Source organism: Rossellomorea sedimentorum (genome assembly GCF_046237645.1).
Taxonomy (GTDB): Bacteria; Bacillota; Bacilli; order Bacillales; family Bacillaceae_B; genus Rossellomorea; species Rossellomorea sedimentorum.
The window spans coordinates 1,067,212-1,082,951 of sequence record NZ_CP143546.1 but is presented as its reverse complement, the minus strand read 5'-3'; the positions used below and the strand labels follow the sequence as shown (position 1 = coordinate 1,082,951).

Sequence of the window (15,740 nt, the reverse complement as noted above, 5' to 3'; positions counted from 1 at the left end):
TATTGGCATAATAAAAGAGAGAGTTATAAACTCAAAGGTTAGTTGAAACTAGACACGGTTAATTAATCAACTTTTACAAAGTGGGTGAATCGGATGGAAGAAAGAGATTTTTCTATGAAGGAAGCGATGTTGTTCAGCCAAAGAATGGCCCAACTGAGCAAAGCTTTATGGAAAGCGATTGAAAAAGATTGGCAGCAATGGATTAAACCCTATGATCTTAACATAAATGAACACCATATTCTGTGGATTTCCTATCATCTGAAAGGGGCTTCGATCTCAGATGTGGCCAAATTCGGGGTCATGCACGTGTCCACTGCTTTTAATTTTTCAAAAAAATTAGAGGAAAGAGAATTGCTTTGTTTTTCTAAGAGGGAAAACGACAAACGCAATACGTATATCCAACTCACGGAAAAAGGTGAAAGCGTTTTACTTGAGTTGATGCGGAATTACAAGCCTGAAAAACATTCAATCTTTAAGGGGGTCACACCCCTGAGGGAATTATATGGCCGTTTCCCTGATATGATTGAAATGATGGCCGTTGTAAAGAATATCTATGGAAATGACTTTATGGAGATTTTCGAAAAGTCCTTCCATAATATAGAAGCGGAATTTACTGAAGAGGATGGAAAGATTTTAAAAGTAACAGAAGATGAGAGCTGATTACAGATTTCGTTTTAGCTGTTCCATCAAATAGGGATATAACCTTTGAGCGATACATGCATCTATCACTTCTCGAGGTGACAATCGAACGTCCAGTTTTTCAGTGAACTCCTTAAAAAGCGGAGCAAAAAACACAAATCCTTCCGCTTTTTGTTCTTGTGAATGCTTGTTCAGTTTTTCACACAACTTATAGAAATCATTGACCTCATCTTCAGATAGTCCTTTTCTGATGATCAATCTGTAAAAGTCATACCCCGCTGCTGGTATCATTTCCAGTAACAATCTTTGTTGAAATTCAAGTTTTTCAATTCTCTTCTTTATTTCATCCATCCTGTACACCTTCTTTACTCTATTCCTTTATTTCACATCATCGGGCGAACCCTATTCTGCAAAAATATCGACTGAAAATACTCAGTTAAATCATACCAAATGATGTGCATTCTTGCTATGGTCCAGTTTCAAAAGCCTTTTTCCAGCCCCGTACTAATGAATAAATTATTTGAATAATTTTTTTACAATTTAATGTTAATTTTGCTATTGATTTTTTCCCTCAGACATCGTAAAGTATGAAAGCGAAAGATCAAATCAAACTTGTCGTCTGATGGAGGCGATTTTATTATGCATTGCTGGAAAACAATCAATCTAGAAAAACAATTCGGTCACAGCCGTGTTATGCTCATATCGGGTCTTGTGATGATGATGGTGTTCACTATCATCTATGTACCTGTCAATCTCATACTCTCTGAGGATCTGTATGATACTCATTTTTATTTATTCTTGGCAGGAATGCTGATGATCTACCCATTGCATAAACTATTGCATATTGTGCCGATATTGTCCTATTTTAATAAAATGAAATATAAAGTGACGCGTCACCTTTTCTTTATTCCAATCGTTTCTTTTCGTGTGGGTGAGCCCATATCAAAAAACCGGTTTATCCTGGCTCTCGTGTTTCCGTTTTTCTCAATTAACACAGCGCTGCTTGCCGGTTGCGTTCTGATGCCTCACTACTCGCATTACTTTACCATCCTGACGGCGTACCATACTGGAATATGTACCATTGATTTCTTGTATGCTAAATGTTTGCTCTACTCCCCAAGAGATGCGATGATTGAAGAAAATGAAGATGGATACGAAATTTTAAATCTGCAAAGAGGCAGTATATAGATATTCAGTGTTGATGAATTCAAAAAAGTCATCGGCTGGAGACCTATCTATAAATGCCTCTTTCTCATTTTCAGGACTTCGTTCTACCAATTTAAAGGATATTTTGGTATCGTATAGCATATAGGAAATATAGGGAGGGGATAAAATGATCTCCATTTTCATCATTTTTTCAGTATTTATCCTTTATTTTATCAACCAAATGACAAACTCACTTTGCCTGCAAAAAGAAATACCTGAAGAAAGACAGCCAAAAGTCTTCAGGACCATCAACATACTCATTACCATTCTCTTAATATCCTCATACATAGAAATATTGTATGCTTAACTTAAAAGTGGAGCCGGCTCTTTCAGCTCCGACATGCGCTATGGCAAAAAACAGTGGAGGTCTGAACTTTGACCTCTGCTGTTTTTTGTCTAGTGACACGAGGAGCTAGCCGGCGGAACTGGATAGAGAAAAGCGGAAGGCGCTTGCTCAGGCCCGACAAGCGCTGACGCGAAAAAGGAAGGAAGCCTGCACTTGGGCTTCCTTCCTTTTTGTGCAGCGACTCGAGGGGCAAGGAGGCGGAGCTGGACAACTTTAAAAGTGGAGCCGGCTCTTTCAGCTCCGACATGCGCTATGGCAAAAAACAGTGGAGGTCTGAACTTTGACCTCTGCTGTTTTTTGTCTAGTGACACGAGGAGCTAGCGAGCGGTACTGAATAGAGAAATGCTATAGATATGCACGTGGATTGAAGGTCTTTGTACATAAGTGAAGGATAACCCGATAAGATATGTACTAAGATGGTGGAACAAAGTACAAGAGCTTGAAAGTAATGCTTTAGATATGTATCAAGATTGAAGATCTTAGTCCGTGATTCCAAAAAGCCCGAATAGAAATGTATTAATTAGTGCATATCATCTATTTCCCGTGCACAGCGCTTTATAACCTGTGTGTATGGTTGTATATGCCGTGCGTATATATGTATATCCCGTCCACAAGCGCCTTCCCCGCATCCCCACGCCTCCTTTCCTGATCTCTTATCCACATCCAGCACTAAATAATCATATTCAACCTTTCCTTTGCCCTCCCCCTGCTTCCAACAAAAAACGGACTGCCCCTTTGAACAGTCCGTGCTTTGTATATATTCAGCTTGGTTTTAAACCCAAGCTGCACCGATGATAATCAACAAAATGAACAATACTACGATTAACGCAAATCCTCCACCATAACCGTAACCAGACATATACGCTTCCTCCTTTCTTAAATGGAGCATAAGGCAATGAATGCCTTATGCTGCCTGAGGTTTAATTATAGCCAAGCTGCACCTACGATGATTAACAAGATGAACAATACTACGATTAACGCGAATCCTCCGCCATATCCGTATGAGCCACCCATAACTTTCCACCTCCTTTAGAAGCGTTACTTTATCCTATTCAATTCCTGCTTTTTTGTTTAGGCGTATTACATACTTCCTGAGAAAAACTTAGCAGATGTAAGCTGCACCTACGATAATTAGTAAAATGAACAGCACCACGATCAGCGCAAATCCAGATTGGTATCCGTAGCCCATTTTTGATTACCTCCTTTTCTCTAGTCAAGATATCTTATGTATAAAGAACTGAAGTGGGTGTTATATTCGCCCAATTTTTAGAAAACAATCCATTAAAATGTTTATTTTCCTATTGAGTTTATGATATAGTATGATTTGTAGTTTTCAGACAAACCTTATTGACAATATAAACATTTAGGAGATGTTATACCTATGAAGAAATGGATTTTGACAATGTCTTTAGCCGCAGGTGTAATCGGCCTTTCCGCATGTAACAATGCAGAAGACAATGGCGACAGCAGCGAAATTGTGGCTGAAACCAAAGCAGGAGATATTACAAAAGAAGAACTTTATACATCCATGAAAGAAAAATTCACTCCTCAAATGGAACAAGCTCTGCAGGAACTAGTACTTAAAAAAGTTCTTGGCGATAAATATGAAGTGACTGAAGAAGAGGTTGATGAAAAGCTTAACGAAGCTAAGGATCAGCTTGGACCTCAGTTTGAAATGTTCTTGTCTCAATACAACTTGAATGAAGATTCTTTCCGTGAGTATCTTGAGCTTCAATTGCTTCAAGAAAAAGCGGCAACTGCTGATATTGAGGTTTCCGAAGATGAGCTGCAAGAATACTACGATAACTGGAAACCTGAAATTGAGGTTCGCCACATCCTTGTGGATGATGAAGAGACAGCTAAAGAAGTGAAGCAAAAGCTGGCAGATGGAGCAAAGTTTGAAGATTTGGCGAAGGAATACTCTAATGACCCAGGTTCTGCTGAAAATGGCGGAAGCTTAGGATGGGTCGATTATGAAGGCAGACAGAATTTCGTGCCTGAATTCTCAGAGGCCCTTGAAAAGCTTGAGACAGGAAAAGTAAGCGAGCCGGTTCAAACACAGTATGGCTACCATATCATCGAAGTAACTGATAAGAAAGAGAAAAAATCCTTCGATGAAATGAAAGAGGAACTTGAAAAATCATTGAAGTTATCAAAAGTAACACCAGAAAAAATCCAGCAGGCTATGAAAGAAGTAGTGGAAGATGCAGGATTGAAAATTACTGATGAAGATCTTAAAAACAGTTTTGAGCAAATCCTGAATCCTCCGGAAGCTCCTGCTGTTCCTGAAGAAGGCGAAACTCCAGCACCTTCTGAAGATGAAGAAGCTGAAACAACAGAAGAATAAAGAAAAGGGAAGCACTGACGAGAGTGCTTCCCTTTGTTTATTTTCCGCTCAGGCAGATGGCTGGCGCCGTTTCTCCTTCTCTTCCTCCATGCGCTTCATATAGACTTCGCCTTCCTGTTCAATCCACTCATTTTCTACTTCTCTATCTTCCTTCGCTGATTTCATGGCCATGTAAGCACTGACGAAAATACCTGCTACAATGAAATACACCCAAATTGGCAACGTCATATATTGATTCCCCTCCACTGTTTGTCCTACTATTCCAAATATATGCCAGGCTATAAAAAAAATGACTTTCAATTGAAAGTCATTTAGGGCCTTACTTATGGAAAGTCGGCTTGTAGAATGAACGGTTATCGAGAGCAAACACTCTCTCCGTGTATTCTCCCGGCTTTGTTTTTTCCAGAACTTTATCGAGCATATTCATTTTGGCATCGATATTATCGATGTAATGAAGGATTTCCGCTTCTCTAATCATCGGCGGCTTCGGGCTTCCCCACTCTGCTTTTCCATGGTGAGAGAGGACGAGGTGTTGAAGGATCATGATTTCCTCCCCTTTGATTCCGAGTTCCTCAGCGGCCTTTCCGATTTCATTGACCATGATGGAAATATGTCCGAGCAGGTTGCCTTCTATGGTGTAGGAGGTTGAAGTCGGTCCTGATAGTTCAAACACCTTTCCAAGGTCATGGAGAATGACACTGGCATATAAGAGGTCTGTATCAAGGGATGGATACAAAGATGCAATGGACTTAGACAGATCCAGCATCGACACGACATGGTAGGCTAATCCTGATACAAATTCGTGATGATTCTTTGTTGCAGCCGGATACTCCAAGAATGGTTTTTGATATTTTTTTAAAAGGTGGCGCGTGACTCTCTGGATGTTCGGATTTTTCATTTCAAAAATGTATTGAGTGATTTTGCTGGTCATTTCATCAATGCTCAAAGGTGCAGTTTGAAGGAAATCGCTTAATTCCAAACCATCTGCAGAAGAACTCGGTTTGATCTGCCTGATTCTAAGCTGGTTTTTTCCCCTGTAGCTTTGAACATCTCCGGAAACCTTTACGATTGTTTCCGGCTGATAGTTGATTTCGTCCTGCTCGCTTGCATCCCAAAGTTTTGCTTCGATATCTCCGCTTTTGTCTTGAAGAATCAGAGTTAAAAATGGTTTACCTGTATTTGTCGTTCCTTTTGTCGTCTGCTTGATCAGCATGAATAAATCCACTGATGCTCCGACATCGTATTGTGCGATTCCTGGCATTCTAATAGCTCCTTTCACTTCTGTTGTTTCTGCTAGTATACCATACTCCCAACCACATACTGACAGGAAAGGACTTCTACTCGGCTGCTGTATGAGAACGGTCAGGTTCCGCGGGTACAAACAAGCACTGAAAACCTTGTTTGTTCTTCAGTTACTTTATTTCCCCTGCCATTGTTAACGGTTCATTTCTTACATCATTGAGGTGAATGGTTTCCCCATCCTCAACATTTTTAAGAATATGCCTGTGGCAAGTGAAGAACAGGACCTGAGTATCCTCTTTCAAGTGCTCCAGTAACTTCATGACTGCTTCTGTTCTCTTTTCATCAAAATTGACAAACCCATCGTCTATAATGACCGGCATTGAATACACATCCTTCAGCATCCCCACTAATGCAAACCTCAGGGCGATGTATACCTGCTCTTTTGTACCCTGGCTGAGCTCATCGGGAGTGAAGGTCATTCCGTCTTTTCTAGAGATGATAAAGGTTTGATCCTGCTGGGAACGAATTTTACTGTAAACACCGTTCGTCAGCAGTCCCAAGTAATTGTCGGCGGTCTGAATGACCTTTGGCAGCTTCTCTTTTTTATAATCTTCAATTGTTCTCTTCAGAGCCGAGCGTGCCAGTGAGTACTTCAGCCACTCTCTTGATAAATCATTCAGGGCTGCTTTTTGTTCCTGATACTTATACAACAGCCTTGTATAGGAGTCTCCTTCTTCGAGTACTGATATCTCATAAACGGCCTCTGCAAGGTTTTCATTCTCTTTATATATTTTCTGCTTGATATCAGTGAGCTCTTCTTCCAGACTGCTTATCGCTTCATGAATTTCGATGCCTTTATCTTTAAATTCATGAAAAGCTCTAAGTAAGTTCATCCCTAAGCTGTTCAGCAAAATCCGCTCCTGTTGTTCCAAGGAATCCTTTTCATTCGCTAATGCTGCTTTTTCCCGGAAGTCTTCAACTGTTCCGGCTTGTGCAGCTGCCAGAAGCTCTTTAATTTCTCTCTCAATAGTGTTCAGTCGTGCTTGGATGAATCCACGTTCCTCTTCCGCATCATCCTTCTGTTTCTCTAAGTGCTGGTAGGATAAAGTCTTCCGCTCATTTTTGACAAGAGCATCTTTTATTCTTAATAGAGTCTCTTCTATAGTAGAGTGAGGAATAGGGAGACCTTCGACTGCTTCCTCTACTTCTTTTTTGTAATTTGATAGTTTCTGCAAACATTTATGGCAGGCTTCTTCAGCATTCTGCTTTTCTTCAGCAAGGGTCATTAATTCCTTGAGTTTCTCGAATGCTTCCCCAAGCAGCTTCCAATGCAGTTCAGCCGGCAGCTTCAGTTCCTTTGCCAGCCTTTTGAATTCTTCCTGAAGATTATCCTCTTGAATTTCCAGGTTTCGGTATTCCTCTTGTAGCTTATGAATCGTATGCTGATGATTTTCTAATTTTAAAATCCATTGTTTCCACGATTCTCTTAATTCAGATTGCTCTTTTAATAAAGCATGGCTCTTGCTATCATCCTTGCTTTGCTGCGCCTGAATTTTTCCATGGAGGATTTCAGCTTTGTTTTCCAATTCCCTCAAATAACGGCTGCCATCCTGATTTTTTGTAGAGGAAGCAAGAAAGAATGACACTGCAAGTACTACGATCAATACGCCGACACCCGTCAGCAAAGACCCTGACAGAACCCAAACCAAAAGGGCGGTAAACAAGGCGATAATAGAGCCGGTCAACAAGGGGTTACCCTTAATGTATTTCCTGTTTCTTCTCTCCTTATTTTCCCTTATTTGTTCTTGGAGAAGGTCATATTGAATTTTTAGCGTATCCGCCTCTCTGCTGTCCCTTACGTTTTTTTGCAGCTCTTGAAATTTGGATTCTTCGAGAAGCTTATCTTCCAGTTCTGTGCAGCGCTCCTCCAGATATTGCAACTGGTTTTCTTCAGCTTTTATTCGCTCCGTCAAGGATTCTTTTTTCAATTGAAGCTTGTAAAGCGCTTCTTCTATACTTTTCACCCGGTCTTTAGTGACCAAGTCCAATCGAACTTCATGCATAGAATCTATTTCTTCAATCCTCAATTCTTGCATGAGATGTCCCATTTTTAAATTTAACTGCCCAATTTCCCGTTCATACTCTGCTGCCTGGTCCTGCCTTTTTGTAAATAGCTCCCGCTTCTCAAGCAGGCTGGACAACAGGGAAGATCGGTCTGTGAGGTCTTCATCTGGTCTTGACTCTTCCATTGCCTTCTCCAGTTCCACCACCCTTGAAAGGGTCACTTCCAGGGCCGATTGCTGCTGCGCTAACTGGTTTTGCCAATTATCCAATCGTTGAAGGCCTTCTACAGGAAAAGAAGCAGTACCCTGCAATTCCTGTAATCTTCTTTTTACTACTTGATATTCATGCAAATCGTGCCAGGATTTCTTCAATGCTTCAACCAGCTTCAAATCTTCTTCTTTCTGGTCTTTTTCTTTATGGAGGGCCTTCAGTGCTTCCTCAGATTTATTTTTCTTTTGCAGCAAAAGGGTAAAGGTTTCGTTCTTTTCTTTTGCTTTTTTTAACTTTACCTCGGTGTCTCTGAGTTCCGTTAATTTTTGATTGATCTCAGGCTTTTTTCCTGACTTTTTGAATAATCTGTCGAGCTCCTTCTGCCAGTGTTCTTCAAGTCTGAAGATGGCATCTGTGCCCGTCATTCCTGAACTGAAAAGGTACCGGTTGATTTCTGCTTCTTTCAGGCTTGAGATTTCCTGGAGTCCATGGATATTAAACGAATAGATTCCTTGAAAGGTCGATTTGTCCATTCCGTTCAATTCTTCCTTCAGTTCCTCCTCTCCGCCGATGGAGCCATCCTCATAAAATACGGTCACATCCCCAGCCGCTTTTCCCTTCACGCGCTCAACCGTAATGGAGCGGCCTTTATTGTTTGTAAGCGTCAGTTTGCCTCCGTATTTCGCATGGGTCTTTGGCTCATATCTTTGTTCAGAGTGGACTTTTGTTGGAAAACCAAACAGCACACCATGAATGAAGGCCATGATGGTTGATTTTCCTGCTTCATTCTCTCCATAGAATAGCGAAAAAGAATGAAGATTTTCCAGCCGGAAATTCTCCAGTTTACCAAATCCGTAGATATGTATATCAGTGATCTTCAATCGTTCCACCTCCTTTGTTAGTTACATCATTTAACCGAAAATGAAGATGCCAGCATAGATAAGACCGACTGTTTCACTTCTTCCTGTTCGTTTCTATCAAGCTTATCGATATAACGATGTGCCTGTGGATGCAGAAATAGGTCAGAAGAGACTTCATCCATATCCTGTTCGTCCCATTTCTCGATCGTATGGATCATATCGTTCAGGAAAGTTTCCTGCCCTTCCACAAAAGCCAGCGGACTGGTATCCAGGATGCGCATAGAATGCACCCAGACTGGATTCTCCTGCTGCTCCTCTCCATCCTGAAACGCTTCAAGAATTTCTCCATTCTTAATTTTGGCAAGAATGTCAGAACCCGTTCCTTGTATTTCCGTAAATTCTATTTCTAAAAAGGTGACCCCTTCGTTTCTGTATTGGTCGATTTCGAGCTTGCATAACTCAAATACCTGGCTGAGGGTATTTGAATTCTTTAAAGAAATGGATGTCTTTTCCCACAGAATCTCCTGGGTTTCAATAAACTGCAGCTTGGTTTCTCCTCCTGAAATGGTTACCGCATAACATCCCTTTGGACCCGTTTCTTTCCGGTGCCTTCCCTGGATATTCCCCGGGTATACAACTGGCGGCAAAGCAGATAATTCCTGTCGTACATGAATGTGTCCCAACGCCCAGTAATGATAGTTTTTCTCCTTCAGTTCCTTTAGTGTGAAAGGGGCATAAGGCTCATGAGCGGATGCCTCACCTGCCTCACTTCCGTGAAGAAGACCGATATGGATGCCTCCATCTTTGGCAGCGACAGGATAGTCAGCAATTTTCCTTTGCAGCACGTGGCGTGTATCATAACTGAAACCGTACAAATGTACTCTTTGTCCAGCATCAGTCTGATGGATGATTTCCTCAACTTCACTGCCAAACACCTTAACATTAGGAGGCATTTCCAAATGAGACAAGTAGTTACCGAGATAATCATGATTGCCGTGAATGACGTATACGGAAATTCCTTCATCATTCAGCCGCTCAAATTGTTTTTTCAAGCGGGCCTGGGCACGGATGCTTCTGTCTTCCTCATCATACAAGTCACCTGCAATGAGAACGAACTCAACGTTCAGCGCAATAGCCTTATCCACTACTCTTTCAAAAGACTTAAACGTACTGTTCCATACTCTCTGAAACAGTTCTTCCGGCAGGTGTTTCAGCCCTTTAAAAGGACTGTCCAAATGCAGATCGGCCGTATGTATAAACCTAATCTCGCTCATATAGTACCCCTTCTTTCATAAATGCGAATACACGTTCTCTTATTCTTCTATTATAGACTATTTTATTGAAAAAAATAAGGACGCAGCATAATTTCAAAATAAAAAGAAGCCCAGATGACCAGGCTTCTTTTGAATAGGCTCTTTTTAATACTTTGTTGCTTTTTAATAGTAAGTTCAAGAGATATGGCCAGAATTCACAGAAATTTTCTTGTTCAGCAAGAAAGAAAAGAGCTATTCACCCTTTCAGAGAGAAAAGCCCTTGTACCCAAGGGGAAAATCCGGCCCTTTGGATTTTTCCGAGAACAACATCTATACGAAAACAGCTATTTCTTAATATGGTAGTTGAAGAAAATCAACCTGAGATTAGACAGATTACCCTCTCCATCACACTGGCTGTTTAACTGCAGAGATTTTCCCGGCAAGATATTTCCCCAGCCATATACCGCTTGCTGCCGCCTGTGACAAGGAGTGGGTTTCTCCTGAGCAGTCTCCGATCAAGAATAAGTCCGGGACTTTCGTTTCGAAGTATGAGCTGGTGATAATCTTCGGTTCGTAGAACTTGGCATCAATGCCATACAGCAGGGTATCCCCATCGATTTTTTCACCGATAAGCCCTTCAAGTGCTGATAGCATTTCGAGCACTGCACGTGTATATAGTTCTGGGACCTCTTCTGTAAGATTTCCACAGTCAGCCTCCAATGACGGTAATATTGTGTTTTTGTTGAGGTCTTTTGTTTTTCTATCAAGCTTAAGGTCTTCAAGCCTCTGCACAACGATGCGGTCCGATCCTTTATTAATCTTACTAATTACAGAACTGGCATGCTTTTGTGCCTCACTATACGAACGGAAGTAACGGGGGACAAATAAGGTGAAATTGAGATTGGCACTCGGGGTTTCCCGTTCCCTTGCATTCTGCCCGTCAGGCATGACAAATCCATGCTGATGCTTCCGTATGATTCGTCCTCTCGGATTCATGCAGTACGTTGTGGCGGTGTAGGACTCTGCCATATAGGTAAGTTTGGTTTCAAAGGTATCTTTCAGGATTGCCTGCAGCTGATCTCCTTTCATCTCCACCCGAAGACCAAGGTCCAGCCTTGTTTCCTCAGGAGAAAGCCCGAGGGATTCAGTCTGCCGTTTCAGCCACTCGCTGCCGCTCATGCCTGTAGCAAATACGAGCTCCTTCGTTCGAAAGGTCTTTTCGTCCGACCTTAAAAGAAAACCTTTTTCGATTTTTTGTACAGAATCAATCAATGTTTGGAACGTAAAGGTGACTCTGTTCTCAATCAAAAATTCATACATCCCCTGAAATACCTCATTGGCCAATTTCGTTCCGAGGTGACGAACTTCAGTGGAGAGGACCCTGAAGGAATGGCGCATTGCTTTTGCTGACAACTCCTTGTTCTCAGTGGTATACGTCTCGACGGCATCACCGCCGAATGAACAGAGGACATCATCCACTTCCTTCATGAGTTTCAACGCCTGACCTTCTCCAACTTTCCTGCCAAGCCCGCCGCCAAAATCATTCGTATAATTGAATTTCCCCTCTGACTTTCCAAGTCCCGCAAAACCAATATATTTGCTGCAAATCCCTTCGCATGTGCAGGAGCCGCCCGTATCCAATCCGCAGACACGGTCTTCCAGTCTTTTGCCAAGATCAATTATATGGATATTCAAATTCTTGTTTTCTTTTATTAATTGATAGGCTGTGAAAACACCGCTCACCCCTGCTCCTATGATCGTGATGTCATATAAGCCGTCTTTCATCAGTCTCACTTCCCTTACTATTACTCTCTATATCTTTAAGTTTATCTTGTTCTTGCCTTCTTCACTTAATTTTTTGTTTAGCAACCTTAGTTCGCTTTTCAGCTTCCTTACTTCCCTTGAAGAATTGATTCCTTCTTCTACGGCTTTTTTGATCACAAAGTAAAAGCCCAATAATATAAATAAAAATATCATTCCCGCGATTATGATCTCCACTTATTCTACCACCTTATTTTTTATCGGAACGGTTCCATAGATAATGTAAAAATGTTTCCTCTGATTCTGGAATTTCTTCCGATTTAACTTGAAGGAACCCATTTCTCAACAGCACTTTTTGTGATGCAACATTCTCAATCTTTGTCTTGGCATAAATCTTTTTCACATGATATTTATCGATTTCCGTCAAGAGAAGATTAGCGACCGTTCCGCAATTCCCTGACCTGTCATGGCTTCTCCAACTCGATATCCGATATGGCCAGTCCCGGCAGCTTGATCAATGTCCACCAGATTCTGCCTTCCTAAGATTTTCCCCGTCTTGTCCTTAATAAGGAAGAAGTAAGAAAGTTTCTCTTGCTGTTCATCGAGAAGGGCTCTATGCCTCTCTAAAAAGAAGCCTTAATGATAATATTCCTCCCCGCGTCCCGGTACCATTGTTTCAAAAAGGCTTTTTTCGTAAACTTTGTTGCTATTTAATACAAACTTTAAGAAACATCTACTTAATTAACCAGAAATAGCCTGATAAACAAGGAAGAAAAGAGCTAATTCACCTTGTTCAGAGAAAAAAGCCCTTGTCTCCAAGGGAAAAATCCGGCTCTTTGGATTTTTCCGAGAGCAACAATATATACGAAAACAGCGTTCAAAAAAATGCCCTGTTCTCACACTCAAAAGCATACAGGTTCTCAGCATCCTCTTGTGTCAGCTGATCAAGATACAACTCCATTTACTCTTCCTTCCTCTCTCATCCGTTCTAAAAATGAGGCTATTTCCCGTTTACTCCTCAATTTAAAGACTTTCTTTTCTGAACCGAGTTCCTGAAAGCGGTCCATTCTTTCCTCCATCTTACTTCTTCTGGCGTGATAGGTCGTAATGATAAATTTCAAAAAACCCCACTCCATTTGTTCTTTACAGCCCTTTCCCATGTCCGGGCGGGTTTTGCCTAAATTGGTTAGCCATCTCTTCAGAACTCTGTACAGGCAGACATACAGTGGCAGCTCTAAATAAATGATTGTATCCGCATGCTGCAAACGCAGCTCAAATGTCTGACTATAATTTCCTTCCATGATCCATTGAGGTTTCTTTACGATTTCTCTCTGGAGAGCGGAAAACTCTTCAAGATTCGCCTCCACCCATCCCGGCTTCCAGAACAAGGAATCCAGATGTGTCACTTCTATATCCAGTATGTTTCCCAGCCTCCTGGCAAAGGTCGATTTTCCAACGCCGGCTGATATACCGACGACCATGATCCGTTCCATCAGTCCCCCCCCACTTCACTATGTTTCATTAATAATACCTTATAAAAAAAGCCATCTATAAAAAATTCGCGACTATGTAGAGAAAACCTTCCTGCTCAGCAAAAAGCAGCTCCTTCTTAGAGAAAGAAACTGCTTTAAAACAAGATTAATTTTTCTTTGTCAGTTCGATTGCTTTTTTGATATCTTTAAACGAATTGGACTTGCCGTACATCAATACTCCTCCGCGATAGACCTTCGCACCGAACCAACCGATGAACAGGATGGTAATGAGGAGGACAGCAATTCCCAGGACCGGCTCCCAGGCGGCGATATTGAGCATTCCGACACGAAGGAACATGACCATCGGTGTGAAGAACGGGATGTAAGAAGCCACTGTAATAAAGCCGGCTTCAGGATTACTCAGTCCAAACATGGCAATGAAGAACCCGATCATAACAAGGAACGTCATCGGCATGATCATCTGCTGCACATCTTCAATCCGGCTGACCAACGAGCCGAGCAGTGCAGCCAATGTAGCATAAAGGAAGTATCCCAGCAGGAAGAAAATAATGGCATAGAGAATGATGCTCACACTAACATCACTGAAACCGAAAAACTCCATCATTTCTCCCAGGTCGGAATCTCCTTTACTTGTGAGGGCAAAATAACCAACCGCCAGTAAAAACGACAGCTGTGTCAACCCAACAAGACCGATACCTAAAATCTTTGCAAACATTTGTTTTACCGGGGACACACTTGAAATTAGTATTTCCATCACCCGGGATGATTTCTCTGTGGCGACTTCCATGGCAATCATATTCGCATAGACAATTACCGATATATAGATAAAAAATAAAAGAATATAGACAATTCCGCGTGCCTGATTCAACTCTTCTTCCGACTTGGCACCTTCCACAAGCGCTTCCCTTTCAAAAGAAACGGGCGCATTCAATGAGGCCAACTCTTCCGGAGACAGTTCCAAGTTTTGTGCCGCTAAAGCAGATTTGATTCCTTGCAAGGCATTCTGCAAGACATTGGCTACTCCTGATTCAGAAATCGATTGAGACTTGTATACCCCCTGCGGCAGTCCGCTCTCATCCAACGAAAGGATCAGGTAGCCTTTATAGGTACCATCTTCTGTACTTCCCTTCAGACTTTCTTCACTTTCGCCGGATTGCTCCAATTCCAGTTCTTCATTCAATGCTCCAACTTGCGCAGCAAATGATTCAAAAAGTTTTCCCGTCTCGTCAACAACGACGATCACCTCCTGCTCATCCCCGCTGAAGCTTTCAATGATATCCTGTAAATTCACCAGCAAAAAGATACCAGCCGCTGCGATAAGGGTTGTAATAATGAAGGATTTTGCTTTTAATTTATTAAAATATGACTGTGATAGCATTAAGAAAAAATTATTCATAGGAAGTACCCACTTTCTCAATGAAAATATCATTTAAGGACGGTTCCTCCAGTTCAAACTTGCGGACAAATCCTTTCTTTACCACCACATCGAAAACATCCCGAGCTACTTCTTCCGACTCAACCTGCAGCTGAATCCCTTCAGTAGTCTTCTTCGACTTCGTAACACCCGGTACCGAATCAAGGAAACGTAAATCATAATCTGCATGAATCGTCACGTTTTTCTTCCCGAATGAACGCTTGATTTCCTTTAATCCCCCATGCACAACAGGAGTCCCTTTATGCATAATGCAGAGGTTTTCACAGAGTTCTTCAACGTGTTCCATCCTATGGCTTGAAAACACAATTGTCGTACCACTTTCCTTGATCTCGCCAACAGCGTCTTTCAGCAGTTCCACATTGACAGGGTCCAGCCCGCTGAACGGCTCATCCAGGATCAGTAATTTCGGCTTATGAATGATGGACGCGATCAACTGGATCTTTTGCTGATTACCTTTCGATAACTCCTCTACCTTCTTCGTTTTATAATCAGGCACATTGAATCTCTTCAGCCAGTAATCCAGTTCTTGTTCTGCTTCCCTTTTATCCATTCCTCTTAAGCGCGCCAAATAAATGATCTGGTCATTCACCTTCATTTTCGGATATAATCCACGCTCTTCAGGCAGATAACCAATTTCCGGACTTGTGGAATAATCAATCTTTTTCCCCTTCCATGTTATTGTCCCTCCACTTGGATCCAGCAGACCGAGGATCATCCTGAAAGTCGTTGTCTTCCCTGCACCATTACCGCCCAGGAAACCAAACATCTCTTTTTCTGGAATACTGATCGATAAGTCATCCACCGCAGTGAAGTTCCCAAACCGCTTTGTGACATTGTTCAGTGACAGCACCATCTTTTTTCCTCCCTTTCACTCCCAATAACTC

At 41.8% G+C, this 15,740-nt stretch carries 17 protein-coding genes; 4 read left to right on the top strand and 13 right to left on the bottom strand.

Annotated features, from left to right (window positions below):
* Positions 1–93 precede the first annotated feature (93 nt).
* Entirely contained in the window at positions 94–660 is a 567-nt protein-coding gene (locus V1502_RS05350; RefSeq protein WP_409253341.1) for an HTH-type transcriptional regulator Hpr, read from the top strand.
* On the opposite strand, the gene V1502_RS05345 is transcribed toward V1502_RS05350, so the two are convergent.
* Positions 661–990 carry a DUF1878 family protein gene (locus tag V1502_RS05345; protein ID WP_409253340.1) on the bottom strand — a complete coding sequence of 110 codons (330 nt, stop codon included), beginning with the start codon at positions 988–990 and terminating at the stop codon, positions 661–663.
* 288 nt (positions 991–1,278) lie between these two features.
* On the opposite strand from V1502_RS05345, the gene V1502_RS05340 reads away from it, so the two are divergent.
* Both V1502_RS05340 and V1502_RS05335 read left to right on the top strand, forming a co-directional pair.
* On the top strand, positions 1,279–1,827 hold the full coding sequence (locus V1502_RS05340; protein WP_409253339.1) for a DUF3267 domain-containing protein: 549 nt from the start codon (positions 1,279–1,281) through the stop codon (positions 1,825–1,827).
* Positions 1,828–1,972: 145 nt separating this feature from the next.
* The gene (locus V1502_RS05335; RefSeq protein ID WP_113928232.1) at positions 1,973–2,152 is read left to right on the top strand and encodes a hypothetical protein; all 180 of its coding nucleotides are present in this window, start codon (positions 1,973–1,975) and stop codon (positions 2,150–2,152) included.
* An 811-nt stretch (positions 2,153–2,963) separates the two neighbouring features.
* On the opposite strand, the gene V1502_RS05330 is transcribed toward V1502_RS05335, so the two are convergent.
* From V1502_RS05330 to V1502_RS05320, 3 genes are all read right to left on the bottom strand, one after another.
* Positions 2,964–3,080 (bottom strand): YjcZ family sporulation protein, encoded by a 117-nt coding sequence (locus V1502_RS05330; protein ID WP_409253338.1) that lies wholly within the window; start codon positions 3,078–3,080, stop codon positions 2,964–2,966.
* A 35-nt stretch (positions 3,081–3,115) separates the two neighbouring features.
* The gene (locus tag V1502_RS05325) at positions 3,116–3,205 is read right to left on the bottom strand and encodes a YjcZ family sporulation protein (protein WP_044022974.1); all 90 of its coding nucleotides are present in this window, start codon (positions 3,203–3,205) and stop codon (positions 3,116–3,118) included.
* Between the two features lie 88 nt (positions 3,206–3,293).
* On the bottom strand, positions 3,294–3,380 hold the full coding sequence (locus V1502_RS05320; RefSeq protein ID WP_044022975.1) for a YjcZ family sporulation protein: 87 nt from the start codon (positions 3,378–3,380) through the stop codon (positions 3,294–3,296).
* Positions 3,381–3,572: 192 nt separating this feature from the next.
* Here V1502_RS05320 and V1502_RS05315 point away from each other — a divergent pair, with 192 nt between their 5' ends.
* Positions 3,573–4,538, top strand: a complete 966-nt coding sequence (locus tag V1502_RS05315) for a peptidylprolyl isomerase (protein WP_409253337.1) — start codon at positions 3,573–3,575, stop codon at positions 4,536–4,538.
* A 48-nt stretch (positions 4,539–4,586) separates the two neighbouring features.
* Here V1502_RS05315 and V1502_RS05310 read toward each other — a convergent pair whose 3' ends face one another.
* The 9 genes from V1502_RS05310 to V1502_RS05270 all read right to left on the bottom strand — a co-directional run bounded on the left by V1502_RS05310 (position 4,587) and on the right by V1502_RS05270 (position 15,709).
* Positions 4,587–4,766: a sporulation YhaL family protein gene (locus V1502_RS05310; protein ID WP_409253336.1), complete on the bottom strand. Its 180-nt coding sequence runs from the start codon at positions 4,764–4,766 to the stop codon at positions 4,587–4,589.
* 91 nt (positions 4,767–4,857) lie between these two features.
* A complete protein-coding gene (yhaM, locus tag V1502_RS05305) occupies positions 4,858–5,799 on the bottom strand; it encodes a 3'-5' exoribonuclease YhaM (RefSeq protein ID WP_409253335.1) in 942 nt (313 codons plus the stop codon).
* A gap of 151 nt (positions 5,800–5,950) precedes the next feature.
* The gene (locus tag V1502_RS05300) at positions 5,951–8,935 is read right to left on the bottom strand and encodes an AAA family ATPase (RefSeq protein WP_409253334.1); all 2,985 of its coding nucleotides are present in this window, start codon (positions 8,933–8,935) and stop codon (positions 5,951–5,953) included.
* 26 nt (positions 8,936–8,961) lie between these two features.
* Entirely contained in the window at positions 8,962–10,188 is a 1,227-nt protein-coding gene (locus V1502_RS05295) for an exonuclease SbcCD subunit D (protein WP_409253333.1), read from the bottom strand.
* A gap of 384 nt (positions 10,189–10,572) precedes the next feature.
* A complete protein-coding gene (locus V1502_RS05290; RefSeq protein ID WP_409253332.1) occupies positions 10,573–11,952 on the bottom strand; it encodes an NAD(FAD)-utilizing dehydrogenase in 1,380 nt (459 codons plus the stop codon).
* 27 nt (positions 11,953–11,979) lie between these two features.
* Positions 11,980–12,165 (bottom strand): hypothetical protein, encoded by a 186-nt coding sequence (locus V1502_RS05285; protein ID WP_409253331.1) that lies wholly within the window; start codon positions 12,163–12,165, stop codon positions 11,980–11,982.
* 707 nt (positions 12,166–12,872) lie between these two features.
* Positions 12,873–13,421: a topology modulation protein gene (locus V1502_RS05280; protein ID WP_409253330.1), complete on the bottom strand. Its 549-nt coding sequence runs from the start codon at positions 13,419–13,421 to the stop codon at positions 12,873–12,875.
* Between the two features lie 145 nt (positions 13,422–13,566).
* Positions 13,567–14,817 carry an ABC transporter permease gene (locus V1502_RS05275; RefSeq protein ID WP_409253329.1) on the bottom strand — a complete coding sequence of 417 codons (1,251 nt, stop codon included), beginning with the start codon at positions 14,815–14,817 and terminating at the stop codon, positions 13,567–13,569.
* Positions 14,810–15,709, bottom strand: coding sequence for an ABC transporter ATP-binding protein (locus V1502_RS05270; RefSeq protein WP_409253328.1), 900 nt, complete (start codon positions 15,707–15,709; stop codon positions 14,810–14,812). The genes V1502_RS05275 and V1502_RS05270 overlap by 8 nt, the downstream gene beginning before the upstream one ends.
* Between the last annotated feature and the right edge of the window lie 31 nt (positions 15,710–15,740).

What these genes read in the sequence shown, in the direction of transcription:
- V1502_RS05270 (WP_409253328.1), bottom strand. Translation starts at nt 15,709, where the DNA reads ATGGTGCTGTCACTGAACAATGTCACAAAGCGGTTTGGGAACTTCACT.
- V1502_RS05320 (WP_044022975.1), bottom strand. Translation starts at nt 3,380, where the DNA reads ATGGGCTACGGATACCAATCTGGATTTGCGCTGATCGTGGTGCTGTTC.
- V1502_RS05340 (WP_409253339.1), top strand. Translation starts at nt 1,279, where the DNA reads ATGCATTGCTGGAAAACAATCAATCTAGAAAAACAATTCGGTCACAGC.
- V1502_RS05315 (WP_409253337.1), top strand. Translation starts at nt 3,573, where the DNA reads ATGAAGAAATGGATTTTGACAATGTCTTTAGCCGCAGGTGTAATCGGC.
- V1502_RS05275 (WP_409253329.1), bottom strand. Translation starts at nt 14,817, where the DNA reads ATGAATAATTTTTTCTTAATGCTATCACAGTCATATTTTAATAAATTA.
- yhaM (WP_409253335.1), bottom strand. Translation starts at nt 5,799, where the DNA reads ATGCCAGGAATCGCACAATACGATGTCGGAGCATCAGTGGATTTATTC.
- V1502_RS05280 (WP_409253330.1), bottom strand. Translation starts at nt 13,421, where the DNA reads ATGGAACGGATCATGGTCGTCGGTATATCAGCCGGCGTTGGAAAATCG.
- V1502_RS05290 (WP_409253332.1), bottom strand. Translation starts at nt 11,952, where the DNA reads ATGAAAGACGGCTTATATGACATCACGATCATAGGAGCAGGGGTGAGC.
- V1502_RS05325 (WP_044022974.1), bottom strand. Translation starts at nt 3,205, where the DNA reads ATGGGTGGCTCATACGGATATGGCGGAGGATTCGCGTTAATCGTAGTA.
- V1502_RS05345 (WP_409253340.1), bottom strand. Translation starts at nt 990, where the DNA reads ATGGATGAAATAAAGAAGAGAATTGAAAAACTTGAATTTCAACAAAGA.
- V1502_RS05350 (WP_409253341.1), top strand. Translation starts at nt 94, where the DNA reads ATGGAAGAAAGAGATTTTTCTATGAAGGAAGCGATGTTGTTCAGCCAA.
- V1502_RS05330 (WP_409253338.1), bottom strand. Translation starts at nt 3,080, where the DNA reads ATGCTCCATTTAAGAAAGGAGGAAGCGTATATGTCTGGTTACGGTTAT.
- V1502_RS05310 (WP_409253336.1), bottom strand. Translation starts at nt 4,766, where the DNA reads ATGACGTTGCCAATTTGGGTGTATTTCATTGTAGCAGGTATTTTCGTC.
- V1502_RS05295 (WP_409253333.1), bottom strand. Translation starts at nt 10,188, where the DNA reads ATGAGCGAGATTAGGTTTATACATACGGCCGATCTGCATTTGGACAGT.
- V1502_RS05335 (WP_113928232.1), top strand. Translation starts at nt 1,973, where the DNA reads ATGATCTCCATTTTCATCATTTTTTCAGTATTTATCCTTTATTTTATC.